This window comes from Tautonia sociabilis (assembly GCF_003977685.1).
Taxonomy (GTDB): domain Bacteria; phylum Planctomycetota; class Planctomycetia; order Isosphaerales; family Isosphaeraceae; genus Tautonia; species Tautonia sociabilis.
Genome location: NZ_RYZH01000004.1, coordinates 100,391 through 127,249 on the forward strand (window position 1 = coordinate 100,391; position 26,859 = coordinate 127,249).

General features: G+C 71.6%; 23 protein-coding genes. 7 read left to right on the top strand and 16 right to left on the bottom strand.

Annotation, left to right across the window (positions count from 1 at the left end; translation table 11 throughout):
- Positions 1–14: 14 nt before the first annotated feature.
- Positions 15–1,397, bottom strand: a complete 1,383-nt coding sequence (locus TsocGM_RS03360; RefSeq protein ID WP_126723901.1) for a hemolysin family protein — start codon at positions 1,395–1,397, stop codon at positions 15–17.
- Positions 1,398–1,853: 456 nt separating this feature from the next.
- Between TsocGM_RS03360 and TsocGM_RS03365 the strand changes: the two genes are divergently transcribed.
- Positions 1,854–2,549, top strand: coding sequence for a DUF1559 domain-containing protein (locus tag TsocGM_RS03365; protein ID WP_158633355.1), 696 nt, complete (start codon positions 1,854–1,856; stop codon positions 2,547–2,549).
- Between the two features lie 36 nt (positions 2,550–2,585).
- Here TsocGM_RS03365 and TsocGM_RS03370 read toward each other — a convergent pair whose 3' ends face one another.
- From TsocGM_RS03370 to TsocGM_RS03415, 10 genes are all read right to left on the bottom strand, one after another.
- Entirely contained in the window at positions 2,586–3,395 is an 810-nt protein-coding gene (locus TsocGM_RS03370) for a sugar isomerase domain-containing protein (protein ID WP_126723903.1), read from the bottom strand.
- Positions 3,396–3,399: 4 nt separating this feature from the next.
- On the bottom strand, positions 3,400–4,230 hold the full coding sequence (locus TsocGM_RS03375; RefSeq protein WP_233578233.1) for an SDR family NAD(P)-dependent oxidoreductase: 831 nt from the start codon (positions 4,228–4,230) through the stop codon (positions 3,400–3,402).
- Positions 4,231–4,368: 138 nt separating this feature from the next.
- The gene (locus TsocGM_RS03380) at positions 4,369–5,784 is read right to left on the bottom strand and encodes a diadenylate cyclase (RefSeq protein ID WP_126723905.1); all 1,416 of its coding nucleotides are present in this window, start codon (positions 5,782–5,784) and stop codon (positions 4,369–4,371) included.
- Between the two features lie 358 nt (positions 5,785–6,142).
- A complete protein-coding gene (locus TsocGM_RS03385; RefSeq protein WP_126723906.1) occupies positions 6,143–6,925 on the bottom strand; it encodes a response regulator in 783 nt (260 codons plus the stop codon).
- Between the two features lie 91 nt (positions 6,926–7,016).
- On the bottom strand, positions 7,017–8,234 hold the full coding sequence (locus TsocGM_RS03390) for a hybrid sensor histidine kinase/response regulator (protein WP_126723907.1): 1,218 nt from the start codon (positions 8,232–8,234) through the stop codon (positions 7,017–7,019).
- Positions 8,235–8,320: 86 nt separating this feature from the next.
- Positions 8,321–8,860, bottom strand: coding sequence for a response regulator (locus tag TsocGM_RS03395; RefSeq protein ID WP_126723908.1), 540 nt, complete (start codon positions 8,858–8,860; stop codon positions 8,321–8,323).
- A 102-nt stretch (positions 8,861–8,962) separates the two neighbouring features.
- Positions 8,963–9,799, bottom strand: a complete 837-nt coding sequence (lgt, locus tag TsocGM_RS03400) for a prolipoprotein diacylglyceryl transferase (RefSeq protein WP_126723909.1) — start codon at positions 9,797–9,799, stop codon at positions 8,963–8,965.
- 229 nt (positions 9,800–10,028) lie between these two features.
- The gene (gene panD, locus TsocGM_RS03405; RefSeq protein WP_126723910.1) at positions 10,029–10,421 is read right to left on the bottom strand and encodes an aspartate 1-decarboxylase; all 393 of its coding nucleotides are present in this window, start codon (positions 10,419–10,421) and stop codon (positions 10,029–10,031) included.
- Between the two features lie 21 nt (positions 10,422–10,442).
- Positions 10,443–11,309 (bottom strand): pantoate--beta-alanine ligase, encoded by an 867-nt coding sequence (gene panC, locus TsocGM_RS03410; protein WP_126723911.1) that lies wholly within the window; start codon positions 11,307–11,309, stop codon positions 10,443–10,445.
- Between the two features lie 93 nt (positions 11,310–11,402).
- Positions 11,403–11,753, bottom strand: a complete 351-nt coding sequence (locus TsocGM_RS03415; protein WP_126723912.1) for a (2Fe-2S) ferredoxin domain-containing protein — start codon at positions 11,751–11,753, stop codon at positions 11,403–11,405.
- Between the two features lie 194 nt (positions 11,754–11,947).
- Here TsocGM_RS03415 and TsocGM_RS27510 point away from each other — a divergent pair, with 194 nt between their 5' ends.
- Together TsocGM_RS27510 and TsocGM_RS03425 are read left to right on the top strand one after the other, a co-directional pair.
- The gene (locus TsocGM_RS27510; protein ID WP_126723913.1) at positions 11,948–14,320 is read left to right on the top strand and encodes a PAS domain S-box protein; all 2,373 of its coding nucleotides are present in this window, start codon (positions 11,948–11,950) and stop codon (positions 14,318–14,320) included.
- A gap of 373 nt (positions 14,321–14,693) precedes the next feature.
- Positions 14,694–15,602, top strand: a complete 909-nt coding sequence (locus TsocGM_RS03425) for a PEP-CTERM sorting domain-containing protein (RefSeq protein WP_126723914.1) — start codon at positions 14,694–14,696, stop codon at positions 15,600–15,602.
- A gap of 95 nt (positions 15,603–15,697) precedes the next feature.
- On the opposite strand, the gene TsocGM_RS03430 is transcribed toward TsocGM_RS03425, so the two are convergent.
- The 4 genes from TsocGM_RS03430 to TsocGM_RS03445 form a co-directional block, all read right to left on the bottom strand.
- Complete coding sequence (locus TsocGM_RS03430) at positions 15,698–17,155, bottom strand: FAD-dependent oxidoreductase (protein ID WP_126723915.1); 1,458 nt, start codon at positions 17,153–17,155, stop codon at positions 15,698–15,700.
- A gap of 123 nt (positions 17,156–17,278) precedes the next feature.
- Complete coding sequence (locus tag TsocGM_RS03435) at positions 17,279–19,378, bottom strand: hypothetical protein (RefSeq protein WP_126723916.1); 2,100 nt, start codon at positions 19,376–19,378, stop codon at positions 17,279–17,281.
- A 459-nt stretch (positions 19,379–19,837) separates the two neighbouring features.
- A complete protein-coding gene (locus TsocGM_RS03440) occupies positions 19,838–20,917 on the bottom strand; it encodes a zinc-binding dehydrogenase (protein ID WP_126723917.1) in 1,080 nt (359 codons plus the stop codon).
- 4 nt (positions 20,918–20,921) lie between these two features.
- Complete coding sequence (locus tag TsocGM_RS03445; protein ID WP_126723918.1) at positions 20,922–22,220, bottom strand: DUF5690 family protein; 1,299 nt, start codon at positions 22,218–22,220, stop codon at positions 20,922–20,924.
- A 137-nt stretch (positions 22,221–22,357) separates the two neighbouring features.
- Here TsocGM_RS03445 and TsocGM_RS03450 point away from each other — a divergent pair, with 137 nt between their 5' ends.
- From TsocGM_RS03450 to phnX, 3 genes are read left to right on the top strand one after another with little or no spacing between them, the layout of a single operon-like run.
- A complete protein-coding gene (locus tag TsocGM_RS03450; RefSeq protein WP_126723919.1) occupies positions 22,358–22,939 on the top strand; it encodes a phosphonate degradation HD-domain oxygenase in 582 nt (193 codons plus the stop codon).
- A complete protein-coding gene (locus tag TsocGM_RS03455) occupies positions 22,936–24,093 on the top strand; it encodes a TIGR03364 family FAD-dependent oxidoreductase (RefSeq protein ID WP_126723920.1) in 1,158 nt (385 codons plus the stop codon). Before TsocGM_RS03450 ends, TsocGM_RS03455 begins: the two co-directional genes overlap by 4 nt.
- Positions 24,090–24,896: a phosphonoacetaldehyde hydrolase gene (phnX, locus tag TsocGM_RS03460; RefSeq protein ID WP_126723921.1), complete on the top strand. Its 807-nt coding sequence runs from the start codon at positions 24,090–24,092 to the stop codon at positions 24,894–24,896. The genes TsocGM_RS03455 and phnX overlap by 4 nt, the downstream gene beginning before the upstream one ends.
- A gap of 175 nt (positions 24,897–25,071) precedes the next feature.
- On the opposite strand, the gene TsocGM_RS03465 is transcribed toward phnX, so the two are convergent.
- On the bottom strand, positions 25,072–25,497 hold the full coding sequence (locus tag TsocGM_RS03465) for a BlaI/MecI/CopY family transcriptional regulator (protein ID WP_126723922.1): 426 nt from the start codon (positions 25,495–25,497) through the stop codon (positions 25,072–25,074).
- 236 nt (positions 25,498–25,733) lie between these two features.
- Here TsocGM_RS03465 and TsocGM_RS03470 point away from each other — a divergent pair, with 236 nt between their 5' ends.
- Positions 25,734–26,849 (top strand): M48 family metallopeptidase, encoded by a 1,116-nt coding sequence (locus TsocGM_RS03470; protein ID WP_126723923.1) that lies wholly within the window; start codon positions 25,734–25,736, stop codon positions 26,847–26,849.
- The last annotated feature ends 10 nt before the right edge of the window (positions 26,850–26,859 follow it).

A 26,859-nucleotide genomic window follows, 5' to 3' on the forward strand; every position in this document is an offset into this window, starting at 1 on the left:
GGGGAAGCGATCGATCAGGAGGGGCCCAGAGGGCGGTCGGCCTCGGGCGAGGAGGAGGAGGGGGGGGCCCCGTGCTTGGCGGGGGCGGGGGACGTGGGCTCGACCCGGACGCGTCGGATCCGGTTGGGATCGGCCTGAAGGACGACCAGGCGGTGGCGGCCGACGGTGACCTGGTCCCCCGGTTCGGCCAGGCGGCCGAGCCGCTCGACGATCAGGCCGGCGGTCGTGTCGGAGTCGATCCCCTCGGGCACCTGCACGCCGGTTTCCTCGGCGAGCACGTCGACCGGGCAGCTCGCGTCGACCTCGAAGGCGCCGTCCCCCTGGGGGATGACCTGGGGGGGCTCGCGGTCGAACTCGTCTTGAATCGGCCCGACGAGTTCCTCCAGCACGTTCTCGAGCGTGACCATACCCACGACGTCACCATATTCGTCGAGCAGCATGGCCAGGTGGATCCGGTTGCGCTGGAATTCCCGCAGCAGGGCGTCCAGCCGGATCGACTCGGGAACGAAGGGGACCGACCGGGCGATCTGGCGGAGGTCGGGCCGGCCGTCGTCGGAGCCGGAGGAGCGGAAGAGATCCTTGACGTGGAGCATGCCGATCACGCTGGTCAGGTCGTCCTCGCAGAGCGGGAAGCGGGTGTGGCCGGCGCGCCGGGCGATGCGGAGGTTCTCGTCCACCGGGCGGGAGAGGCTGAGGTAGACGATATCGGGCCGGGGAACCATGACCCGCCGGGCGGTCTTCTCCTCCAGCTCCAGGACGTTCTCGATCATCGTCCGCTCGGATCGCGAGAGATGGCCGCCCTGAACGCTCTCGGCGAGGATGTGCCGCAGCTCCTCCTCGGTGTGGGCCACGGCGGCGTGGTCCAGGGCGCCGAGGCCGACGAGCCGGAGGATCAGGTCGCTGAAGGCGTTGAGCAGCCAGATGACCGGGAAGAACAGGTAGTAGAAGGCCATCATCGGCGGCGCCGTGACCAAGGCCACGGGCTTGGCGGCGCGGATGGCCAGGCTCTTGGGCACGAGCTCGCCGAGCGAGATGTGCAGGAAGGTGACGAACAGGAAGGCGAAGGCCGGGATGACGGGGACCATCCGGCCGTTGATTTGCAGGGCCGTCTCCGGCAGGCCGAAGGCGTGCAGGGCGGCCTCGATGCCGGGCTCGACCGAGCGCTCGATGACGAAGCCCAGGCCGAGGCTGGCCAGGGTGATGCCGAACTGGGAGGCGGAGAGGTAGGCGTCGAGGTGGTCGAGCAGCTTGCCGGTGATCTTGGCCGCCCAGTTGCCCCGGCCGGCCAGCTCGTCGATCTGGCTGGTGCGGACCTTGACCAGGGCGAACTCGGCGGCGACGAAGAAGGCGTTGGCCAGCAGCAGGCCGGCGACGACGAGGAATTCGGCGATGCCCATCGGGGCCCGTGGGTCTCGATTCGGTTCGGTCCGGGAGCCGGGCCGGGTCCGGTCTCCGCGCGGCGGGGGCCCGATTGCGTCCCCGCCGCCGACCGGGCCGCCCGGGGCCCGCCGTCGCCCCGATCTTACCCGAACCGCCCGCCCTCCGCACGGCCGTTCCGCCGGGGGCCGGGGCGTTGGCTCCGTTCGGTTCGTTCGTTGACGAGTCAGGGGAGGGGGCGTAGGCTCGGGGGGCGATGGGGGCGGAAACGGGCGAGAACCGAGGACAAAGGCCGTCGGCGGAACGACTGAGGTCGGGCCGCTTCCCGTCTCAGGGCCGATCGAGCTGGGGTGGACTCGACCCCAGGCACCCTGTCGAGGAACGCCGGCCCCCATCGGCCGAGGACCCTTCCGGGATCGTCCCGCTGGCCTCGGATGCGGGCTCGTCCCTGCCGATCGAGAAAAAGACGCATCGTGATGTGCCTCGGCCTTGACTCAATCCGGATCCGGACGGCCCCGGCGGCGATCGCCGTCGGGATGGCGGCGGTGCAGTCGGCCCGAGAGGCGGCCAGGAGGGCCGAGTGCTCGAACAACCTGAAGCGGATCGGCCTGGCGATGCTCGAGCATCACGACCGCCACGGCCGGTTCCCGGCGGCGGTCTTGGGGGCCGGGGGCGAGCCCGTGCTGAGCTGGCGGGTGGCCGTGCTGCCCTTGCTGGGGTTGGATGACCTCTCCAACCGCTTCCACCGGGACGAGCCCTGGGACAGCCCGCACAACGCGGCGCTGATCGCCGAGATGCCGGACGTCTACCGCTGCCCGAGCGACTCGGGGGCCGAGCCCGGCCAGACCGGCTACCGGATCGCCGAGGGGCCCGGGGCCTCGTTCCCGGGACCGGAGGGGATCCGGATGGTCGAGATCCGGGATGGGACCTCGAACACGATCGCCGTGTTCGAGTCGGACGAGCACGCCCCCTGGACCCGGCCCGGCGGCTTGCCCTTCCCGGTCGAGCCGGACGACCCGCCGCTGCCGCTTGGCTCCCTCCACCGGGGAGGCGTGCACGTGCGGTTCTGCGACGGGGCGGTCCGGTTCCTCTCGGAGTCGATCAAACCGGCCGTGCTCCGGGCGCTGTTCACTCCGAAGGGGGGGGAAGTCGTCAAGGCCGGGGAATTCTGAGCGGGCCGGTCGGGACGGGTCGGCGGAGGGTGTCGCTCAGCGGTAGAGCACGCCGACCCGTCTCCGGTAGTCGTCGTAGGTTTCCTCGAAGAGGGCCCGGGCGCGGTCGGCGCCGAGGTGGCAGGAGGCGGTGAGCACCTTGGGGGGGCGGCCGGCCTCGGTGAGCAGGCGGGCGACCTCGGCCTTCAGGAGGTTGATGATCGCGCAGCCGCTGACCGAGGAGATGGGCGCGACGGGTGTTTCCAGGCCGTCGATCCAGACGGCGGAGTCGCCGGCCGGGGCGTGCTGATCGAGGACGAGGTCGGCGACGTCGAGCAGCTTCTTGCCCGATTCGTGCCGGGAGGTCGACGCCGCGCTGTGCGCCACCGAGGTCAGGGCGACGACCGACATGCCCAGGCGCCGGGCCTCGATCGCCACGTCGATGGTCACGGCGTTGCAGCCGCTGGTGGAGATGGCGAGCAGGCAGTCCCTCGGGTCGGTGACGAAGTTCCGCCAGAGAACCGGGCCGAACCCCTGGACGTTCTCCAGGAACATCGCCTGGCGCTGGCCGTTGGCGCCGACGACGGGGTTGTGGAAGGTCATCGACAGCTCGACGATCGGGTGGAAGCCCGGGAACGAACCGTAGCGGGGGAACATCTCCTCGACGGCCATCCGGGAGTGTCCGGTGCCGAAGACGTGGACGAGGCGGTCGGCGAGGATCGCGTCGGCGAACCGCCGGGAGGCGGCCCGGATAGCGTCGAGCTGCGTGGCCTCGATCGCGTCGAGTGCCGACCGGGAGGCGGCGAGGTACTGGGCGAGGGGGTCTTGGTCGCGGTCGCGGTTTCGGTCGCGGAAGGGTTCGCTCATCGGTTCAATCGTGATGGCTCGGGTGTTGGCCCTCGGAGACGCACCAGCCGCCGTCGACCGGCAGGATGACGCCGGTGACGAAGCGGGAGGAGGGCTCGGCGAGGAAGAGGATGGCCTCGGCCACGTCGTCGGGGGTGCCGGGGGAGGAGGAGAGGGGCTGCTTGGTGGCGAGATAGGCGAGGATGTCGGGGTCGGTGCAGGCCCGGGCGGACATGGGCGTCTGGATCAGGGCCGGGGCCACGGCGTTGAACCGGATGCGGTCGGGGGCGTATCGGGCGGCGGCCTGCTGGGTCATGGCGAGCACGGCGGCCTTGCTCGCGGCGTAGGCATAGGTGCCGAAGTAGGTCGGCGACCAGGACCAGCCGGAGACGGAGCCCAGGTTGACGACCGCGCCCCGGATCCCCCGGTCGTCGGGCTCCTGGGCGAGCATCCGACGCACCGCGGCGCGGTTGGTGAGGAAGACGCCCCGGGCGTTGACGCTCAGAACGGCGTCCCAGCCCTCGGCCGAGCACTCGTGGAGCGGGCCGTCGCCGAACCGCCGGCCGCTGATGCCGGCCACGTGGACAAGGATGTCGAGCCGGCCGCCGAGCCGGGAGGCGGCGCGATCGAACAGGGAGGCGACCGCGTCCTCGTCGCTCGCGTCGGCGGCCTCGGCCCAGCTTGGGCCGATCGGGGCCAGGAGGGCGAGGGCGGCGTCGGCCTCCTGGCTCGATCGGCCGGAGACGACGACTCGGGCCCCCTCGGCGAGGAACCGGGAGGCCGTGGCCAGGCCGATGCCGCCGGTGCCGCCGACGATCAGGCAGGAGCGGCCGTCGAGTCGTCCGGGTCGGGTCACGGCGGGAGTCTCCGAGGGGAGGGCCATTCCCGTCGTAACGGACGGGCCGTCCGCGTTCAAGCCCGGCGGGTCGGAGTCGAGGGGGGGGGGAGAGTCGTCCCGAGGGGGAGCGGCGGCCCCTCGACGCGACGATCGGGCTCAGAGCTCCCAGACCCGTCGGCCGCCGAGGTACATGGAGAGGACGCCGTCCTGGCTGACCTTCAGGACGGGGCCGTGGTAGCTGGCGGCCAGCGCGGCGACGGTGCGGGCCCCCTCGGAGGCCCGGGCGGCGAGGATCGCCTCGGGGGTGATGCGGAGGATGGCGCCGAAGGCCAGGAGGTTGCCTCGGCGGTCGACCACGACGGCGCCGTCGACGCCGGCCAGGGCCTCCAGGACGGAGGCGTCGAGGTCGGCGATCCTCCGGCTGAAGATCAGGTGGTGCAGGGCGCGCTTGGCCATGCGGGGGGGGAGGTGGTCGGTTTCGCTGGGGACGTCGGGATCCGGGGCGAGGTGGTCCTCGATGCGATCGCCGGGGGCGACGAGCTGGGGGAGGGACTCCTCGGGGTCCCGGAGCAGGACGATCAGGGCGCCGACGCGGTCCTCGGAGAGGTTCATCGCCGCCTGGAAGAGCCGGGAGGCGAGGCCGGGGGGGGCGGCGTCGCCGACGGCCCGGCACCAGGCGTCGAACTTGCTGGGGACGTCCATCAGGCGCCATCGGGCGTTGCTGAAGGCGAAGGAGAGGGTGCCGCCGGCGAAGACCTTGATTTCCTGAGAGGGGGTGAGCACCAGGCCGACGTGGTCGCCGGTGCGGGTGGCCCGGGCGTGGTGCTCGTAGCGCCGGGGGCAGGGGGCGGACAGGGGGGCGTGCCCCTGGACGCGCTCGGTCCAGCGGCCGATGTCGACGGCCCAGGCCAGGTCGCCGCGATGGTCGACGACGAAGACGGTGCGGAGGCCGTCGCAGAGGCGGTGGATGATCTTGATCGAGGTGAGGCGGACGTTGTAGCGGGGGGCGTCGGGCGGGTTGGTGCGGTCGGGGAAGGCGGGGTCGTGCTCGGTGCCCAGCAGCAGGGCGCCGGAGGAGACGCGGCGGTCCTCGTAGGTGGAGAGGGCGGCCATCCGCATGGCCTCCATCGCCACCGGGAGGCGCATGGGGGAGGGGGGGTCGAGGAACTCGGTGACGATGACGTCTTCGAGGGCGTAGTCGAACAGCTCGGTGCGGTCGATGGCATCGGCGCCGATGAGGGTGCGGAAGCGGAGGTCTAGGACGCGGGCGATGGTTTCGACGAGCTTGCGCTCGGAGGCCAGCAGCGGGACCGGGCTGACGGGCTGGAAGCTGTAGCGGGAGCCGAACCAGTCGATGATCAGGTCGATGCCGTCCGGGTCCCCCTGGATGGTGTAATTGGGGCGGTCGATCCGGCCTTCGAAGTGGATCGGGCTGCGATCCCCCTCGAGGTGGAGCCGGGCGTCGGGGAAGAAGTGGTCGAGTTGCTGGCGGAGCAGGGAGTGGTACAAACCGACCAGCCGGGAATTGGAGCGGAACGGGCGGTCATGGCCCGGGGCCATCGGCTCTCGCATCGACGGGCGTCCCCCTGCGCTCGGTCGGTTCGACTCGGCTCGCCTCGATCCGGTCGGCCCGGCCGCGGTCCCGATCGGTTGGGTCGGGCGTCGCATTATACCGGGGAGGGAGCGTCTCGTCGGGGCCGATCGTCGGGGTCGGGGCAAGGATCTCGATCTCGGGGGCGAATCGGCGGGAGGCGGTCGAGATCGAGCAGGCTCAGCGAACCCGGCCGCCGAGCAACGGCCCTGGAGGTCACCCGAACCCCCCTCGGGAGGGGGCCTCGGGGGGTCTTCCACCCGAGTCGGTGCCGACGATCGGACGGGTTCCGCGGACGGACCCCGAGCACCTGGACCCCGGCCGCCCGCCCGGGAGGGGTTAGTGGGCGTCGTCGGTGTCCGAGTCGTCGGGCAGGGGGGAGGAGTGGTGGCAGATCAGTTCGAGGCGGCCGCCGTCGTGGCGGGGCTCGAAGCGGTCGAGGCCGGAGCAGGGGGGGATGGGGTCCTGGGAGAGCCAGCCGGAGCGGTCCTCGACGGAGACGACGACGCGGCTGCGCTCCAGGCGGTAGGAGACGGTGGCGATGGGGCCGGGCTCGGCCTCGTGCTGTCGTCCCCAGGAGGAGGCGGAGGACCAGAGGTCGCGCAGGGCGGAGGTGATGCCGCAGAGGGCCTCGTCTCCCAGGGGGGTCCAGGCTCGGAGCAGGCTGCGGAGCCGGGAGAGTTCGCGGAGGGGCTCCAGCGGGTCGCGGAGGTCGAAGGCGAAGCGGCCCTCGGCGGGGCGTCGGCCGACGTCCTGGCGCCAGGCGTCGGCGGCGGCCAGGGCGCGGAAGACCTGGTCGGGGGTGTAGGGCTTGGGGACGAAGTCGTTGGCGCCGGCGGCGTAGGAGCGGGCCTCGTTCTCCTCGACCCGGGCGGCGGAGACGACGATGACGGGGATGAGGGTCGTCTCCCTGGCGGCCTTGATGGCCTGACAGACCTCGAAGCCGCTGAGGTCCGGCAGCATGAGGTCCAGCAGCACGACGTCGGGGCGGCCGGAGCCGAGGCGGTCGAGCGCCTCGATCCCGCCGAGGGCCGACTCGGTGTGGTAGCCTCGCATCCGGACCAGCATCGACAGCAGGCTGTTGGCGTCGGGCTCGTCTTCGACGATCAGGGCGGTCGGCATCAAGCGGTCCCCGCGGGGGCGAGACGGAGAGGGCCGGGCTCCTGGTCGGGGGATCGGGCCGCGCCGGCGGGTCGATTCCGTCGCGGATATTTTACCCCGTCGGGGGGCGATCGGACAGCGGGGGGCCGGATCCGGTCGGGGGGCGGCGGGGGAGTGTGACGACCAGGGTGGTCCCTCGGCCGGGGATGCTGTGCGCCGCCACTCGGCCGCCGTGCAGCTCGACGAATTTCTTGACCAGGCTCAGCCCCAGCCCCAGCCCGCGCTTCTGGAACCCGAAGTCGCCGGAGGAATGGTAGGTCGGATCGAACTCGGTGAAGAACGGCTCGAAGAGGCGGGCCAGGGCGCGGGGCTCGATGCCGACGCCGTGATCGATGACCCGGATCACCGCGCCTGCCTCGGGGCCGGGCTCGGCGACCAGCTCGATCAGGCCGCCGTCGGGGGTGAACTTGATGGCGTTGGTCAGCAGGTTCACCAGGGTGTCCCGGACCTTGTCCGGGTCGAGCTCGAAGCGCCCCAGCTCGGGGTCGATCCGGCATTGCAGCCGCTGGGAGCGGGCCAGGACGAAGGGGGAAACCTGGTCGGCCACCTGGGCCAGCAGCGCCGGCAGGTCGACCGGAGCCAGGCGGAGGGAGAGCCGGAAGCCGGAGGCGGACATCAGTTTTAGCGTGTCGGCCACCAGGCGGGCCAGGCGCCGGGCCCCCTCGGAGAGCTTCTCCAGCAGCTCGGCCTCGACCGGGTCGCGGTCGGGGTTCATCAGCCGGATCAGCTCGCTCATGCCGTGGACCAGCGTGATCGGCGTGTTGAACTCGTGGCTGGCGACCTCGAGGAAGGCCCCTTTCAGCTCGTTGAGGTCGCTTAGCTCCCGGTTGGCCTGGGTGAGGCGATCGTTGGCGGCGCGGAGTTCCTCGACCAGGCGGCGGCGGTCGGCGATCAGGTCGTGCTGGGCCACGGCGGCGTCGAGGACCGCCTCGAGTTCCTCGGGGTCCCAGGGCTTCAGGAGGAACCGGAAGATCTCCCCCCGGTTGACGGCGTTGATCACCGCGCCGATCTCGGCGTAGCCGGTGAAGAGGATGCGGATGGCATCTGGGGCGATGGCCCGGGCTCGGGCGAGGAAGGAGTCGCCGGTCATGCCCGGCATGCGCTGGTCGGAGAGGATCACGTCGACGTCGGCTCCCCGCTCCAGGATCGCCAGCGCCTGCTCGCCGCTGGTGGCGGTGAGCACCTCGAAGCGGCGGCGGAGCAGGCCGGAGAGGCTCTCCAGCAGGCTCGGCTCGTCGTCGACGATGAGCAGGGTGTGGCGGCGGTCCATGGGGGGCGTCGGGCGGAGATCGGGGGGAGAGGCCCGCCAGAGGGACCGGGCCGTGGCGTGTCGACTCCAATCGCGTCGGAATCGGATCAGTCGGTCCCGGCTTCCTCGGACGTCGGGGGATCGGCGGCCGAGGCCGGGGAGGAGGCGGGGGGCGTCCCGCCGAGCCGACGCACCTGACCCTCCAGGCAGGTGACCCGAGCGTTCAGGGCCTGCAGCTCCCGCTGGAGTCGAAGGCGCTCGGCCTCGATGGCGACGAGGCGGTCGTACTCGGCGGCGGCGGAGCGGACGGCCTCAAGCAACTCCTCCGGCTGCCAGGGCTTGCGGAGAAACTGGTAGATGTGGCCCTGGTTGATCGCCGCGATGATTGATTCCAGGTCGGCGAAGCCGGTGTAGAGCATCCGGATCGCCTGGGGCATGCGGTCTTGGGCTCGGGTGAGCAGCTCGACGCCCGTGATGCGGGGCATCCGCTGGTCGGTCATGATGATGTGGACCTCCTCCTCGCGGAGCAGCCGCAGCCCTTCCTCGGCGCCGTGGGCCTTCAGGACGCGGAACTCGCGGCGGAGCAGGTCGTGGACCGAGTCGCAGACGTCCGGTTCGTCGTCGACGACCAGCAGGCAGTGCTTCATGTCGGTGGCTCGGGGAATCGGGCCGATCCGGCCGGTCGGTCGGGAGGAGGATGGAGTCCAGCCTACCACAGGCGACGGCCCGAGTCGAACCGCCCCCCCGGCTCAGCCCGACGAGGGGGCCGGGGCGGTGTCGGCGAAGCGTCCCCGGGGCAGGCGGGACAGCCAGGCCCAGCCGAGCAGGCCGATCGCCAGCAGCAGGAGGCTACCGTTCTGCGAGACGGTCATGCCGGCGAAGAACACCCCCTCGTCGTCTCGGAGGCGCTCGATCAGGAACCGGGTGATCGGGTAGGTGACCAACAGCAGGGCCATGACCTCGCCGTCCCGGCGCCGCAGGGGAAAATAGGCCAGCAGCAGGGCCGTGAGGATCAGGCCGTCGATCGCCGAGTAGAGCTGGGTGGGGTGCACCGGCAGCGACCGGGGGGCGTCGGACCCGATCAGGCCGGAGTGGACCTGGTCGCTCCAGGGCAGGGTGCCTCGGGGGAAGGTGACGGCCCAGGGCAGGTCGCAGGTGTCTCCGTAGCAGCAGCCGTTGAGGAAGCAGCCGATCCGTCCCAGCGCCACGCCGACGGCCATGGCCGGTGCCGCGACGTCGAGCATCGGCCGGAACGGGAACCGGCGGACCCTCCAGAACAGGACGAACGCCGCCGCCGCTCCGATCAGGCTGCCGTAGAGGACGATCCCCCCTTCCCAGACCTTGAAGGCGTCCCAGAAGGAGTCGATCGCCTCGCGGTGCTGGAGGACGTAGAACCCCCGGGCGCCGATCAGGCCGCCGACGATCAGCCAGATGGCCAGGTCGAAGACGTCGTTGGGGTCGACCTTCGACCGCCGGGCCAGCCAGGCGGCCAGGTTCATCGCCGCGAGGAAGGCGAGGAAGAGCATCAGGCCGAAGCCGTGGATGCGGATGGCAGTGCCGGGGATCTCGTACAGGACCTGGAGCATGCCGGCGGCCCGAGGGGGGAGAGGGAGGACGTGAGACGGGTGCGAGCGATCGGCTCCGAAGCGGTCGCCGGCCGGGAGCCGGAGGGCGGGACGGGGATCGAGCAGGGGGCCGGGATCGCTTCCCGGCGGTCTTCCCTCCTCGGCCATCGGGCCCGAGCCTTCCGCCGACAGGCCGGCCGGTTTGCCGATCAAACCGAACCGAACCGAACCGAACCGAGCCGGCCGGCATTCAGCGGGCGGCGGCGGCCCGGGGGAGGTACTGATCGTCGAGCCGCTCGATGATCCGGTTCTGGGCGTCGAGGGCGACGACGCGGGGGTGGTGCGCCTCGACCTCGTCGGGTTCCAGCAGGGCGAAGGCCATGACGATCAGCCGGTCTCCCGGGGTGCCGAGGCGGGCCATCGAGCCGTTGAGCTCGACCTGGCGGGCGCCGGGCTCGCCGGGGATGGCGTAGGTCTCGGCTCGGGCGCCGGTGGACATGTTGCTGATGAGGATCGACTCATAGGGCAGGATGCCGACGGCGTCCATCAGCTCGGGGTCGAGCGTCAGGCTGCCATGGTAGTGCAGGGCGCAGCCGGTGACGGCGGCCTGGTGCAGCTTGCCCTTGAGCAGCTTCACGTGCATGGGCGGTGGGACCTTCCGTCGTTAGGTCGGCAGCAGCCGATTGTCGATCAACCGGGCCGGGCCGATGCGGGCGGCCACCAGCGCCACGGCTCCCCGGCCGGGGGAGAGCTCGGCCAGGGGCTCGAGCGACTGGGCGTCGGCGACCTCGGCGTAGTCGAGCCGGGCCAGGGCTTCCGATTCTATCGTCCGGGCCAGATCCTGTCGAACCCGGTCGGCCGAGCGCTCGCCGGCGGCCACCGCCTCGGCGGCCCGGTTCAGGGCTCGGGAGAGGACCGTGGCGGCCCGGCGCTGCTCGGCGGAGAGATAGCGGTTGCGGCTGCTCATGGCCAGGCCGTCGGGCTCTCGGACGGTCTCGACCGGCAGCAGCTCCACGGGGAAATCCAGGTCGTCGACCATCCGGCGGATCACGGCCAGTTGCTGGTAATCCTTCAGGCCGAAGGCGGCCCGATCCGGCTGGACAATATGGAAGAGCTTGGCCACCACGGTCGTCACGCCCCGGAAGTGGGTCGGCCGGGACCTCCCCTCCAGCACCGAGGACAGGCCGGGGACCTCGACGAAGGTGGCGACGGGCCCCCGGGGGTACATCTCGGCGACGGTCGGCTCGAAGATCAGGTCGACGCCGGCCGAGGAGCATCGGGAGTGATCCTCCTCGGGGGTGCGGGGGTACTTCGCGTAGTCCTCGGTCGGGCCGAATTGCGTCGGGTTGACGAAGATCGACGCGACGAGGAAGCCGCATCGGGATCGGCACTCCTCCATCAGCCGGACGTGGCCGTCGTGGAGGGCCCCCATCGTGGGGACGAAACCGATCGACTTCCCCTCGGCTCGGGCCCCGGCGATGAGGCGCCGGCACTCGGCGATCGTCTCGACGACGGGGGGAGAGGGGTTCATGGATCACGGGCTCCGGGAGGCAGGGGAGGGGGGAGCGGCTCGTCGCCGCGCCGCTCCGCTCTCCGGCAGAGGGGGAGAGGGCCCGGGGGACGGTCAGGCCCGGTGCGGGCAGTCGGGGTTGTTCAGACAGTCGTCGGGGATGAGCAGATCCTCGAGGATGCGGCCATGCACGAGAGTCTGCTCGACGATCCGGGGCACGTCCTGCTCGGTGACTCGGCCGTACCAGACGTTCCTCGGGTAGATGACGACGACGGGGCCGTGCTCGCACTGGTCGAGGCAGCCGGCGTGGTTGGCTCGAGCGGAACGGGCGAGGCCGGCGCGCTTGAGGGCCTTCTTGAAGGCGTCCCGCAGGGCGCCGGAGGCCTCGGGGTCGCAGCAGCCTCGGCGGTGGCCGGGGTCTCGGACGTTGCCGCAGATGAAGACGTGGTGCTCGAAGGCGGGCATGGGCGGGGCGGGCCTCGGGCGGGGCGAACCGGGGCGATCGGGCGGCGAGTTCGAATTCGTTGGGGAATCGCCCGACGCGATCCGTATACTTCCCTTAATGGTGGGGCCGGGGAGCCGATCGGGTCAAGGTCGGGCCGCACGCAGTGGCGGGGGGGGGGGGGGGGGGGGGGGGGGAGTGCCTCGGCCCGTATACGATGGCGCTGCTGGAGCGATCGGCGCAGCCGTTTGTGATCGTCGAGCTGTCCGGCACGGTGCTGCACGCCAACCGCGCCTTCTGTGAGCTGCTGGGGTACGAGCCCGGCGGGCTCGACGGCCGGACGATCGTGGAGCTGACCCCCGAGCGCTGGCACTCGACGACGCTGCAGTCCCTGCGCCGGATCGTCGAGCAGCGCCGCCCGCTGCGCTACGAGAAGGAGTACCGCTCCCGGGACGGCCGGGCGGTGCCGGTGGATCTGGTGGCCGATCTGCTGCCCGACGCTCAGGGTCGGCCGCTGGCGCTGTACGCGATCATCACCGATCTGAGCGACCAAAAGCTGGCTGAGCGGGCGCTGCGCGCCTCGGAGGCCCGCTTCCGCGAGCTGTTCGACGAGGCCCCGTTCGGCTACCACGAGATCGACCGCGACGGCCGGATCACGGCGATCAATCGAACGGAGTGCGAGCTGCTGGGCTACGACCGCGAGGAGCTGATCGGCCGGCCGATCGTGGAGCTGGTCGACCGCTCGCAGCGGGCCCAGGCCGAGCGCGCCGTGGCCGAGAAGCTGGCCGGGCTCCGTCCGCTGGGCCCCTTCGAGCGGACCTACCGGCGGCGGGACGGCCGGGCGCTGATCGTCTCGATCCGAGAGCGGGTCCGGCGGGACGACCAGGGCCGATGCGTCGGCCTGCGCAGCACGGTGCAGGACATCACCGAGCAGAAGCTGATGGAGGCGGCCCTGATCGCCTCGCAGCGGAGGGCCCAGGCGCTGTTCGATGGCATCGAGGACGCGGTGTTCGTGCACGACACCGACGGCCGCCTGCTGGAGGCCAACCCCGCCGCCTCCCGACTGCTGGGCTACAGCCGGGACGAACTGCTGCGGATGACCACCGCCGACATCGACGCCGAGGACACCGCCGCCGGCTTCCGCTCCCGGCTCGACCAGCAGCTCCGGGACGGCCACCTTCGCTTCGAGGGGCACCATCGCGCCAAGGACGGCCGGATCATCCCGGTGGAGATCAGCACCTCGACGATCCAGCTCGGCGAGCAAACGGCCGTGCTTGCCGTGATCCGGGATGTCTCCGAACGCAAAGCCCTGGAGGCGACCCGCCGCCGCTTCGCCGAAATGCAAGAGGCCAATGCCAAGGTTCTGGCCGAAACGAACCGAATGCTCCGAGAGAGCGAGGCCCGCTACCGGCTGCTCACCGAGGCCTCCCTCGACGCGGTGGTCGTGGCCGACGCCAACGGTCGGATCACCCTGTTCAACCCGGCCGCCGAGCGCATCTTCGGTGTCTCGACGCGCGAGATCCTCGGCCAGCCCCTCTCGCGGATCCTGATCGACGACGAGGAAGGCCCTGGCGAGCCCGACCTTGGCTTGAGTCCCGACGACGGCCGGCGGTTCTCCCGGCTGGTCGGCCGCACCGTCGAGCTGCGCGGCCGGCGCAAGGGGGGCGAGGTGTTCCCCCTGGAGCTGTCGCTCAACGCCGTGGTCGATGGCAATGGCGATGGCGATGGCGACCGGGTCCAGTTCATCGGCTCGATCCGGGACCTGACCGAGCGGCAGCGGATGCGGGACATGCTCGTCCAGAGCGAGAAGCTGGCCTCGATCGGCCTGCTCAGCGCCGGGGTGGCCCACGAGATCAACAACCCGCTCTCCTATGTGGCGAACAACCTCGCCGTGCTGGAGCGCGACCTGCGCGGCATCTTCGAGCTGATCGGCGCCTACGAGGCCGTCCGCCCCGCCCTGCCGGCCGAGGCCTCCTCGGCGATCGGCCGCATGGAGGAGGAGCTGGACTGGGAATACGTCCGAGGCAACACCGGCCGCCTGCTGGCCCGGACCCGAGAGGGAGTGCAGCGGGTGGCCAGCATCGTCTCCACGCTGCGCGGCATGGCCCGCACGGCCCCGGCGCGGAAGGAGCGGGTGCCGATGGCCGAGCTGGTCGCCTCGGCCCTGGAGATGGCCCAGGGCCAGCTCCGCAAGGCGAGGATCTCGGTGGAGGTCGACGCCCCGGAGCGGCCGGCCGCGGTGCCTTGCGTGGCGAATCAGGTCGCGCAGGTGATCCTCAACCTGGTGATCAACGCGGCGCAGGCGATCGAGTCGCTCGGCCGCCCCGAGGGGGGCCGCATCCTCATCCGCATCCGGGACGAGGCGGACGCCCAGGTCGTCGAGGTGGCCGACGACGGCTGCGGCATCCCCCCCGAGGACCTGCCCCGGCTGTTCGACCCCTTCTTCACCACCAAGCCGGTCGGCGAGGGGACCGGCCTGGGGCTGGCGATCAGCCACAGCATCGTCGCTGGCCACGGCGGCACGATCGAGGTCGACAGCCAGCCCGGCCGGGGTGCCACCTTCCGGATCCGCCTCCCCCTGGTCGGCTGATCGCCGGCGAGCCGGGCGGCGAGATCGGGCCGGTTCACCCCCGACGGCCCGTCTCGTGCCCGGGGCCGATCCCGGGCGCTCGACCACCATCGCGTGGGAGGGGCGTTCGGCTCCCCGTGAGGCCTCCAGGCAACGCGGCCGGGTCCGGTGTGAGGCGTTCGGGCAACGGGGATCGCTCTCGGTCGGGCCCCGAGGCGGTCGTGTCCAAATTTCGGTCGGTCGAATTTAGGCTTAACGAATTCATGGAAGCGAACTTCTTTGGATTTCGCTTGAGCGTCCTCGATTCCCCGGTTCATCATGCCGAGTGGCTTCCCGGGGCGCGTCGAGGATGGGCCTTGGCCTTGCCTTGGGGCATTTCGCCAGGAGGAGAGGGATGCGACAGGCGATCTTGGTCGTCTCGACCCTTGCGGCGCTGGCGATCACTCCGACCGCTCGCGGCGCGTATGTCGTCCTGGGGAACGCGGCCGATCGGAACACGTTCCTCGGACTTCTGAACAATCATTCGAATGGCGGGACCTGGGCGCTCGACGCCATGAACCAGCTGGTCTTCACGCCCAACGCCAACCCAATCAACTTCTTCGCCAGCCGACTGAACACGTTCAATACCACCGCGAATCGAACGGTGGAGGTCGGGCTGAACCAGGGAGGCGTCCTGGTCGGCGCGTTTCTGGGGAACGGCATTCAGCGGCTGGATCTGGCCGATATCATGGCGTTTACGGTCAACGCCGCGGCGCAGGTCCAGCCGTTGCTGGACACGCAGGCCTCGGTCCTCATGCACGAGCTGGGGGAGTTGTTTCTGGACGGCCCGCTCGGCTCGTTCCCCAACTCCCATCTGTTTGGGGGGATTCAGGAGCAGAACAACCAGTTGACGGCCCTGGGGATCCGGGGGATGCGGCTCAATCAGGATCAGTTCCGCCTGATCGGGGCTCCGATGGGGAATGTCCAGCAGTACGAGATCCGCTTGCGCTTTCAAACGACTCAGGCCGTGCCTGCCGCCGGAGGACAGCCGATGCTTCCGGCCGGAGCGACCTATTTCGAGGTGATCCGGGGCCGGATCATCGGTGGGAATTTTGGCGTGACCAACATTCGTCCAGGGATTGTCGATCTGGGTGTGGCTTATGACGATACGGATAATAATATCATTATTGATGAAGTATTCGCCATCGTCCCTGAACCGGCTTCGGCGCTGCTGACGCTGCTGGGGGTTTCCGGGGTCTGGGCCGCTCGGTGGCGGCTTCGGCGTCGCGGCGCTGGAGCGGGCGAATCGGGGTCGGCTTGGTGACCTCCCGAGGCCGGGGCCGATGGGCCCCGGCCGCGACGAGATGGCTCACGGCAAGTCGCCGAGCGGAGCGTGTCACCGCGGAGAGGGCCGTTGGTTCAGGAGCCGGCGGCGAGGGGCTCGGCGGTGGCGTCGGCCAGCCGGATCTCCTGAAGCTCGGCGGCTTCCTGGTAGCACTCGTAGTCGGTGTTCACCGACCAGAGGTCGTGCCGAGGGCCCTGGCGGAGGTTGTCGGCGGCCAGCAGGCCCATCAGCAGGCTGTGATCCTGGTTGTTGTACTTGAACGAGCCGTAGCGGCCGATCGGCGTCAGGCCGGAGAAGCGATCGAGGTACGAGGTGACGACCGCCAGATGGTTCTTGTAGCCGGCCCGGTAGATCGGGTAGCAGCGGGGGACGCGGACCACGTCGCCGTCGAGCACCTTCGCGTCGCCGATCAGGCCGGTCTGGCGCAGCTCCCGGACGGCCCGGGCGATCTGGACCTCCTCCGGCTCGGCCCAGAGCGAGTCCTCGTCGTTGCACCAATACTCCAGCGCCAGGATGGAGGTCGTCGAGCCGCCGTGCAGCTCCGGTACCCAGTTGCGGAAGTTGGTCAGCCGACCGGCCAACAGCTCGGGGGAGTGGATGTAGAGCCACTGGTCCGGGAACAGGTCGGTGCCGTCGACATGAAGGTAGACAAGCACGGTGTTGCGGAACCGAAGCGCCCCGATCGCCTTTTCCACGAGGGGAGGAGGCGTGCCCAGCCCGCGCACCAGGAGGGTCAGCGGCATGGTCGAGATCACGTGGTCGAAGCGGTGCCTTGAGTCGTCGGCCAGTTCCAGGCCGAGCACCCGGCCGCGGTCATGCAGAACCCGACGGACTCGGGTTCCCAGGCGGACCTGTCCTCCTCGGTCTCGGATCCGATCGGCCAGCCGATCGTAGACCATCCCCGTGCCGCCGATCGGGTAGGCGAAGCGGTCAACCAGCGTCTTGTGCCGTGTCCTCCCCAGTCCGACGGCCGATTTCACCGCCTCGCCGAGTGAGAACTTCTTGATCCGCTGTGCCGCGAAGTCCTCGTCCAGTTCCGAGCAGGGGATGCCCCAGAGCTTTTCGCTGTACGACTTGAAGAACTTCTCGAACAGCCGGCGGCCGAACCGGCCGACCACCCAGGATTCGAAGGTCCCGAGGCCCTCCGAGCCCGGCGGGAAGGACGGGGCGATTCGCTCTTTCAGGTAGCTGCCCAGGCAGCGGGAGGCCTCCAGCCCCCCCATCTTCGACAGCGCGTCGATGGGCTCCAGCGGGTAGCGATAGAAGCGTCCGCCGTAGCAGATTCGGGTCATGCGGTCGACCATGCGGTAGTCTCGGCCGACGACCTCGCTCCAGAGGCCGTTGACGAGGGGGTCGGTGCTGAAGAAGCGGTGCGGCCCCAGGTCGACGGTCTGGCCCCAGAGCCGGAACGATCGGCACATCCCCCCGACGACGGGCGCCGACTCGAAGACCTCGACCTCCTCACCGGCCTCGGCCAGCCGGTAGGCGGCGGCCAGGCCGGCCGGGCCGGCTCCAATGACTGCGACTCGCATGGCGTGCTCCGTTTCGGATCGGATTGGATCGGATCGGATCGGTGGTCGCGTCGCGAGGAGTCCCCGAGGGCGGCCGATGCCGGGCCGGGCCGGGCCGGGCCGGGCCGCGCCGGGCCACCGGGGTCAATCACCCGGGCCCTCCCGAGGGGCACGGCCGGCGGGGGGCGCATCGCCCCCGGAGAGGGCCGCGGCCCTCGCGCGGACGAATTTGGAATCGTAGATGAACCACCGGCCGTTGCCGGCGGAGTACCACCCCTCGTACCCCTGCCGCAGCACCGCGACGTCGAGGAGGGGGTCGGTGCACAGGGCGATCAGGTCTTCCAGCCGGGGCGGGCCGGGATCCGACCCGGCCCCGATGTACTCGACGAATTCCTCGATGGTTTTCGCGTTGTGGAGGAGCCGCTGGTTGGTGACCTCGAACCGTTCGAAGGGGGCCGTCGTGCCGAGCCGACGCCTGGCCTCCCTGGCCGTCTCGCGCCGGAAGGCGATGCCGGCCGCCTGGTAGTAGTCGTAGTAGCAGTTGGCTCCCAGGTCGAACCACAGGTCATTCAGGTGGCCGGGCCAGTAGACCGAGGGAGGCGTCTCCGCCCGGTCGAGGCGGTCGGCCAGGAAGGCGGCGACCATCCGGCGGTCGTCCTCGCGGAGGAGGCCAGGCTCGCCGACGAAGCGGTCGTTGGAGGTGGCCGCGCCGACCGCCTGCATCCCCAGGAAGACCGTCAGGGCGGCGGTCCGGAAGCGAGCCCCCGGCCCGGCCAGCCGCACCAGGGCCGCGAGCATCACCCCGGCGGCCGCCAGCCGGATGATCGGGTCGATCGGGGCCAGGGCCGCGGCCATCAGGCTGTCCAGGTCGATCAGCCTTGCCAGCTTCCCCCAGTTCGGGGCGAGGTACTGATGGATCGTCACGAGCTTCAGCAGTGAGGCGGCCCCCACGCCGATCGCCGCCCCCTGCCAGGCCCATCCCGAGGACCGGGGCCGCTGGCGCACTCCCCGCAGCAACAGGGCCGCCCCCGCCCCGACGACCAGGATCGTGGTGAGCTCCGGGTCCCCCGGCTCGTCGATTGTCAGCAGGCCCGCCAGCAGCACCGCTCCGGTCCGGCAGGCCGACCCGCCTTGGGCCCACAGGCGGCTCGCCACCAGGAACCCCAGCGGGATCCGAAGCAGTTCCAGCGGCCAGAGCACCCGGAACGGCTGTCCTTGCAGCAGCAGCGCGAGCGGCTGGGAGCCGGCCAGCATCGCTCCGGCCGCCCCCGCGGTCGCCGCCACCCCCACCGCCGCCAGCATCGCCGCCGGCCTCGCCGGCAGGCCCGGCAGCCGGATCGCCGCCAGCAGCACCGCGAACGAGCCGAACACCCGCAGCCAGTCGCCGACCGGCCACTCTGAGCCCACCATGTACCGGCTGCGCAGCAGGACCTCCCCGTACCATTGCGGGTCCATCTCCCCGAAGACCAGGGCCCCCAGCGCCGGGGAGATCGCCACCGCCGCCGCCCCCAGCAGCGCCAGCCCCGCCAGGACCGCCGGGGACACCCATCGCCCCGCTCCCCACGCCAGCGCCACGAGCACCCCGCCCAGGCCCATCAGCGGGTGCATCGCCATCGATCCGGCCAGAGCCGCCGCGGCCGCCGGCCGTCGTCCGGCCAGCAGCCGCTCCAGCCCGATCATCGCCAGCGCGACGCTCGGCAGCCTCGGCGTCAGGAAGTTCTCGTTGACGTGGAAGGTCGAGCGGCCCCCCATCGCCACCGCCGAGACGGCGATCGCCAGCAGGCCCGCCGCCGCCACCCGGCGATCGGGGACGATCGCCCGCACCAGGCGGCTCAGGGCCCAGTAGAAGAGCACGACGCAGGCCAGGTACATCAGCGCCGAGGCCGTCTCCACGCCCAGCAGCCGGACCAGCGGCGCCCCGATCCTCGAGTACAGCGAGTAGTCGTCTTGCGAGCCGAACCTCAGGAACAGGTCCTCACGGTGCCGGCCGCCCGAGGCCCGGTTCAAGAGCTGAACGCCGTAGAGGATCGAGTCGTGATACCGGCCCCGGTACGGCTGGAAGACCGCATTGGCCGCCAGCAGCGCACAGAGCAGCTCCGCCGGCCGATCGATCGCCGCTCCCAGCAGCCCGGCCAGCCTGGCCTTCGGCCCCGACGCTGGCGATTCCGGGGCCTCGGCCGTCGGCCTCGGGTCGCCGGCCTCCGCGATCGTCGGTACCGGAGCCGTGAGGACGTTCCCGATCAAGGTTCCGCGTCCCGTGCCCGCCCTTTCGCTCGTCCCACCCGGCCCCCTGGCCCCGCCCTCCTCGATGCGCGATCGCGAGCGGCGCGGCCCGGGCCTTCGGCCGGTGACTTGAAGGGACCCTAGGTCACGAACCGGCCCGCGCCCCGATCCCTGCCCGGAATCGCGCCCCCTCGAGACGGACCGTCCCCGGGACGGGCCCGCCCGCCCGCTTGCCTTCCGAGCGATTGGCCGGGGGACAGGCCCCGGATGGCCTCCCCGACCGAGGATCGGGCTCGGCGCTCCTTCTCCGGGAGCCGAGTCGACGCGATCGACCCGAAACCGGGAGCCTCGAACCCGGATTCCGCCGGGAGTCCCGGCTCGTTGAGGAGGGAAGGCCCCCCCGGGCGGTCCCCTCCGGGAGGGCCGCCCGGAATGGCCTTGCCGCGCGAGCCGATCGGTCGTCTTCTCCGGCCTCGATGCTTAATCCGGCCGGATGCCCAGCCTCGGGGCCCCGCCGGCCGGCGCAGGGTCCGACTCGCCGTCCAGGCTCGACAGCGGCCGCCACTGGCCGACCAGCTTTCCGAAGGGGAACGCCGCCGCCGACGACTCAAGAAACCGCAGGGCCGCCCCCAGGTGGTCGGGCCGGTAGTTGTGCACCCCCCGGATCGTCAGGCAGCGGCGGACCACCTGCTCGGGCAGCATCGCGACCGGCCGGGTCGGGGAGACCGAGCCGACCAGGACCAGCGTCCCCCCCATCCGGAGCCTGGGCAGGCCCAGCTCGACCGCCTCGGGCGCTCCGGTCAGCTCGATCACGACGTCGAGGCCGCGTCCCTCCGAGCACTCGTTCGCCAGGTCGGCGATGGCCTCCGGCCCGGCCTGGTGCGTCGCCCCGAACGCTGAGGACCGAGCCAGCCGGTCCGCGTCCTTGTCGCAGCAGAGGACCGCCTCGGCCCCCAGCGACCGTGCCCAGGCCGCCGCGGTCAGCCCCAGCATTCCGCTCCCCAGCACCAGCACGCGGGCCCCCGAGAGCGGCCCGGCCGCCTCAATCGCCGCGGCCACGGTCGCCGTCGCGCAGTTGCTCGGGCAGGCGACGGCGTCGGGAAGCCCTTCGGGCACGACGAACGCGGCTGTTCCCGGCGCCAGCAGGCAATGGCCGGCCAGGCCTCCGGTCAGCTCCTGGCCGGGTTTCATGGGCTCATGGCCATATTTGGTCTGGTGTTCGCACTTCTGGGGCAGGCCCCGACGGCAGTAGAAGCAGTCGCCGCAGCGGGCGACGACCGCCCAGGTGATCCGGTCCCCGGCCGTCATCGGCTGACCCGAGGCGTCGATCCGAGGCGCCTCCGGGCCGAATTCGAGGATCCGGCCGAGGATCTCGTGCCCGAGGACCGTCGGCACCGGCACCGAGCGATGCCCCCGGATGCTGTGCAGGTCGCTGCCGCAGAGGGTGCAGGCGACCACGTCCACCAGGATTTCCTCCCCCCGGGGGCGGGGCAGGGGGATCTCCCGCACTTCGATCGGCCGGCCGGCCCCCAGGAAAATCGCGGCTCGTGTTGTCGCCATCGCGTCAGACCTCCGCCACTGGCGGCTTCAGGGCCGAGGTCCGCCTTGCGTAGTAGACCCAGCTTGCCGCCAGGCTCAGGCAGGTCAGCACGGCGATCACCCCGCAGATCACCGAGAAGAATGTCAGGAACGACGGCCCGGTCGGGATCAGGCCCTGGGTGAGCATGAGCACCACGTAGCCGAGGTAGCCCACCGCGTCGGCCAGGTACATCAGGAAGCCGAGGTTCCCCCGGTCCCGGGTCATGGCGATCAGCCGCTCGAAGATCGTCGTGTGGATAACCACATACGGAAGATATAAGCCGATGCCGACGAGAACCATGAAGGTGAGGCCGTCGAGCGATCCCCGGCGAAGCCCCGCCAGGGCCGCCAGCATCATCAGGCCGCCGACCATCGCCACGCCGATCGCCGCGAAGAACGCCCGCCGGTTGTCCCGGATCAGGACGCTCAGGCCGTTGCTGGCCAGCACGAAGAAGGCGACGAGCACTTCCGACCTGGCGAACGTCTCCGGGGCGGCCTCCACCCCCAGTCCCCGCCAGATCTCCGGCATGAAGTCGGCCCGGACGCTCCGGGCGATCGTCACCAGCAGGTAGACGCCGATGAGCAGCATCAGCCCCAGGCCGTGTCCGCGGATCATCGCGGCCCGGTCGTGGCGGTCCATCGCCGATCGCTCCCCCCGGTGGATGACGTCCTCCTTGTCGGGGGGAGGCACCCGGGAGAGCATGCCCACGAACAGCAGGATCGGAGGCACGAAGAGCAGGTCCGCCAGTCCGGGCATCATCCGCTCGGAGACTCCCTGGTCCAGCAGCCACGTTCCCACCGACTTCGCCACGCCGTCGGCCAGGATGAAGCTGGCGCAGAGCCCGGCCGCGAGGGCCTCGGTCGTCCGCCGGCCTTCCAGGAACCCGAGCACCAGCCCGAAGACCATCCCCAGCGCCAGCCCGTTGACGAACAGGCAGGCCGCGTGCATCGGCGACGGCATCACCGCGAAACCGAGCAGCGCCAGCTCCGCCGCGCCGACGAGCACCAGCAGCCCCAGCGCCCGACGAGCCGGCGGCAGCTCGGCGATCACCCGGATGCCGACGACCTTCGACAGCATGTAGCCGAAGACCTGGGTCGTCACCAGCACCGTCTTCTCCGGCAGGCCGAACACCTCGCCGCCGGCATACGAGGCGGCGGTGAACGGCTTGCGGAAGACGTACATGCAAAAATACGTTCCGAAGGCCGCCGCCACGGCCCACAGCGCGATCGCCGGGGACGGCGGAGGGCCCTTCGCCCCGGTCGGTTGCCCCTGGGCCGTGGTCATGTCATAATCGCTCCCGAGACGCTGGCGTCTGCTCCGGCCCGGAACCTCTCGGGCCCACCGGCCGTCCCGGCCGGCCTCGGGGCGGGCCCTCCCAGACTAACGTCTCGATGTGAAGATCATATGGAGGTCGGCCCTCGATGGCTCCCGAGTTCTCCGGGCCCGTCCAGGAGATCCGCCGCCTCTTCGCCGATCGGGGCGGTTCCGGCTACGGTGGCGAGGCCGTCTCCCAGCTCCAGCACGCCCTCCAGGCGGCCCACCTCGCCCGGGAGTCCGGCGCCTCCGACAACCTGGTGGCCGCCGCGCTGCTGCACGACGTCGGCCACCTGCTGCACGACCTCCCCGACGAGGCCCCCGACTCGGGGATCGACGACCGCCACGAGGGGCTGGCCGCCCGCTGGCTCTCCCGATGGTTCGGCCCCGAGGTGGTCGAGCCCGTCCGGCTTCATGTCGCGGCCAAGCGCTTCCTCTGCGCCGTCGACCCGGCGTACTTCGCCTCGCTGAGCCTCCCCTCCCAGGTCAGCCTCCAGTTGCAGGGCGGCCCGATGGCCGACGTCGAGGTTGAGCACTTCCGCTGCCTCCCTCATCATGAGGCCGCCGTCTCCCTCCGCCGCTGGGACGACCTGGCCAAGGACCCCGACGCCGAGGTCCCCGGCATCGACGCCTACCTTCCCCTCCTCGAGCAGGCGCTCACCCTCCGCGAGGGCCCCCCCGCCCCATGATTGCCCCCCTGCCCAGGAATGGCCCCGTCGAGGAGGTCGGCGTCGTCGGCGCCGGCATCGTCGGCCTGGCGTACGCGCTCTCCGCCGCCCGACGGGGCCATCGAGTCACCGTCTTCGAGCGCAGCCCCTTCGCCTCCGGCGCCTCCATCCGCAACTTCGGGATGGTCTGGCCGGTCGGCCAGCCTGCCGGCGAGCCCCTGGCGGTCGCCCTGCGCAGCCGGGGCATCTGGCTTGAGCTGGCCGAGGAGGCCGGCCTCTGGGTCCTCCCTTGCGGCTCGATCCACCTGGCCCACCGCGAGGATGAGCTCGCCGTGCTGGAGGAGTTCGCCGCCCTCGCCCCCGGCCTGGGGTACTCCTGCGAGCTGCTCTCCCCGGGGGAGGTCTGTTCGAGGTCCCCCGCCGCCAACCCTGACGGCCTGCTCGGCGGCCTCTTCAGCCCGACGGAACTTTGCATCGATCCCCGAGCCGCCCTTCGGGCCCTCCCCGGCTTCCTCGCCCGCCGCTTCGACGTGCGGTTCCACTTCGACACGACCATCATCGCCGTCGAGCCCGGCCGAGCCCTCGCCGCCGGGGGCCGCTCCTGGGCCTTCGACCGGATCATCGTCTGCGGCGGAGCCGACTTCGAGACCCTCTTCCCCGAGCTGCTCCGCTCCTCCGGCCTCCGCCGCTGCAAGCTCCAGATGCTCCGGACCGTTCCCCAGCCCGACGGCTGGCGCCTCGGCCCCCATCTGGCCGGCGGCCTGACCCTGAGGCACTACGCGAACTTCTCCCCTTGCCCGAGCGTCCCCGAGCTGGCCCGCCGGATCGCCGAGGAGACGCCCGAACTGGATGCGTACGGCATCCACGTCATGGCCGCGCAGAACGACCTCGGCGAGGTCGTCCTCGGCGACTCCCACGAGTACGACGACGCGATCGAGCCCTTCGACAAGGCCCTCATCGACGATCTCATCCTCCGGGAACTGCGCCGGATCCTCCTCCTGCCCGACTGGACCATCGCCGGCCGATGGCACGGCATCTATCCCAAGCCCCCCTCCGGGGCGATGCCCTTCGAGGCCGAGCCGATGCCCAGGGTGTTCGTCCGCAACGGCGTCGGCGGCACCGGCATGACGATGTCCTTCGGCCTGGCCGAACGCTCCTGGGAGTCCTGGTCATGAGCCGCGCCGCCCCCCGCATCCTCGGTGTCTTCCTCGACTGGGCCGGCACCACCATCGACCACGGCTCCCGCGCTCCGGTCGAGGTCTTCGTCGAGGTCTTCCGCCGCTCCGGCGTCGAGATCACCGCCGCCGAGGCCCGAGGGCCCATGGGCATGGCCAAGCGAGAGCACATCGCCGCCTTGCTGGCCATGCCCCGGGTCGCCGCCTCGTGGCAGGCCAAGACCGGCCGCCCCCCCGATGAGTCCGACCTCGACCGCCTCTACGCCGACTTCCTCCCCTTGCAGCGCGAGGTCCTCGCCCGCCATTGCGACGTGATCGCCGGCGTGCCCGAGGTGATCGCCGAGTGCCGCCGCCGAGGACTGAAGATCGGCTCCAGCACCGGCTACACCCGGGAATTGATGGAGGTCGTCGCCCCGCTTGCCGCCGAAGGCGGCTACCAGCCCGACACGATCCTCTGCGCCGACGACGCCCCCCGAGGCCGCCCCGCCCCCTGGCTGAACTTCCGCTGCGCCGAGCGGCTCGACGTCTTCCCCATGTCCCGCGTCGTGGTGGTCGACGACACCGTCCCTGGCATCCAGGCCGGCCGCAACGCCGGCGCCTGGACCGTCGCCGTCACCCGCACCGGCAACAGCCTCGGCCTCTCCGCCGAGGAGCTCGACCGCCTCTCTCCCGAGGAGCGCGCCACCCGGATCGCCGCCGCCTCGATCGCCCTGCGCAACGCCGGCGCCCACGCCGTCATCGAGAGCGTCGCCGACCTTCTCCCCGTCCTCGATCGCCTCGAAGCCGGCCAGCCTCCCGAGTGATCCCCTCGGCCGCCCTCCCGGTTTCCTCGGGTCGGCGGGATCCCGGCGTTCCGCTGAGGACCGGGCGGTCGAACCGGGGAGGAGGGGGCCCGAGCCCAGCCTCCCCGGGACTTTCCTGACCGGCGATCGGAGAGGTCTGGGGGGGAAGGCGTCCGGGATCGGGCCCGGATTCGGGTCAGCCGCGGGCGGGGGGCTCGGATTCGGCGTCAAGCCGCTCGAGCAGCGCCCGGACTTCCTTGGCGTGCTCGGGGGCCAGGCGGTGCTGCTGGAGCAGGTGCAGGACGAGCAGGCCGGGCTCCCCCTCGTACAGCTTGTCGACGAGGTGGCCGATCCGCTCGCGGCGGACGTCCTGCTCGGCGACGGTCGGGGTGTAGACGAAGGCCAACTCGCGGCGGTCGCTGGAAACCAGGCCGCGCTGCTCCAGGCGGTCGAGCAGGGTGGCGACGGTGGCGTACGACCAGGGCTTGCCCTTGATCTTGCCCAGGTGGCCGGCGGCCTTCAGGGCGTCGAGCACCTCGCGGACGGTCCCCCGGCCGCGGTCCCACAAGACCTTCAGGACGTCCAGCTCCGAGTCGGGGATGGAGGGGGATTGCTTGGCCATCGCTCGGGGACCTTCCACAGGTGGAATCGATGAGGGATGATGGAGTTCGGGGCCTCGGCGGCGCGGGGGGGCCGCCGCCTCGACTCGGAGCGGAGGCCCGCGCGGGGAGGGTGGGTGGAGGCCGGCAGGCCTTGACCCGGCCGCACCGACCCCCGTATCCTAAGACACTTGTCCCAGAAGGTCAACCGCGAATCGGACATCTGTCGATCGCGAGGGGCGTGCGGGAGGAGGAGGCGGTGGGGGGAGCCGACGTCGGGCGGGACCCGAACCGGGAGCCGGGGCCGACGATCGGCGGGCTGTCGCTCCGCCTGCGCGGGCTAGGGCTGGCGGTCATCGCGGGCGGCTTCCCCGTGGGCAACGCCCTGGGAGCCGGTGCGCTGATCGCCCTGGGGGGGTTCGTGCCGGTTGTCGGCGGCTGGCTCGACGACCGGGTGACGAGCTGGTCGGATGTGGTGGCGACGCTCGGCGGCGTCTGCCCCTCGAGGGTGGCGGGCGACCCCGACGCCGACCACGGCCCGGTGCTGGGCCGGGCCGACGCCCCGGAGCTGTTCGACGAGGTCGCCGCCCTGGCTCGCCGAGCCGGCGCCCGGCCGCCGGGGCAGCTCCGCCTGAGCTACCTGCCCTGCTGCGGGGCCACCGCCTGGGGGCGCCGGGGGCGCGCCCTGCTGATCGGCCTGCCGCTGCTGTCGGTCCTGACCCGGATCGAGCTGCGAGCCGTGCTCGCCCACGAGCTGGCCCACCTGGCCCGGGGGGACGCGACGTCGGTGGCCCGGTCGGCCCGGTTCGTGGAGGCCCTCGGCCGGTCGCTCGACGCCTCCCGGACCGACCGGGCCCGGCTCAGCCCCCTGCTCGGCTGGGCCCGGCTCTGCCACGCCGCCGGCTCGGCCCTGCTGGCCCCCATCGCCCGGGGCCAGGAAACCCGGGCCGACCGCTTCGCCGCGAGCGTGGCCGGGGGGGACGCCACCGCCTCGGCCCTGGTGAAGGTCGCCCTGGTCCAGCCCCTCTTCCGCGAGGTGCTCGGCCACTACCGCCCCGATGTCTCCGGCGGCCTGACCCTCTACGGCTACTTCCGCTCCTTCTGGAGACGCCTGCCCGAGCCCTTGCTGACCTCGATGCGTCACGGCCTGCTGAGTGAGCTCCCCGCCCGGTCCGACGGCGCCCACCCCCCCCTGATCGACCGCCTGGCCGTCGTCCAGTCCTACTCGAACCGGCCGCCGACCGAGCTGGACCTGGAGCCCGCCGAGTCGGTCCTCGGCGACCCGATCGCCCTGGAGCGGATGCTCCACAACCGCCTCTTCGGCCCGGACACCGTCCCCGCCGGCCCCAGCCTCTTCCACCGGGCCGGGAGCTGACGGCGGCCGA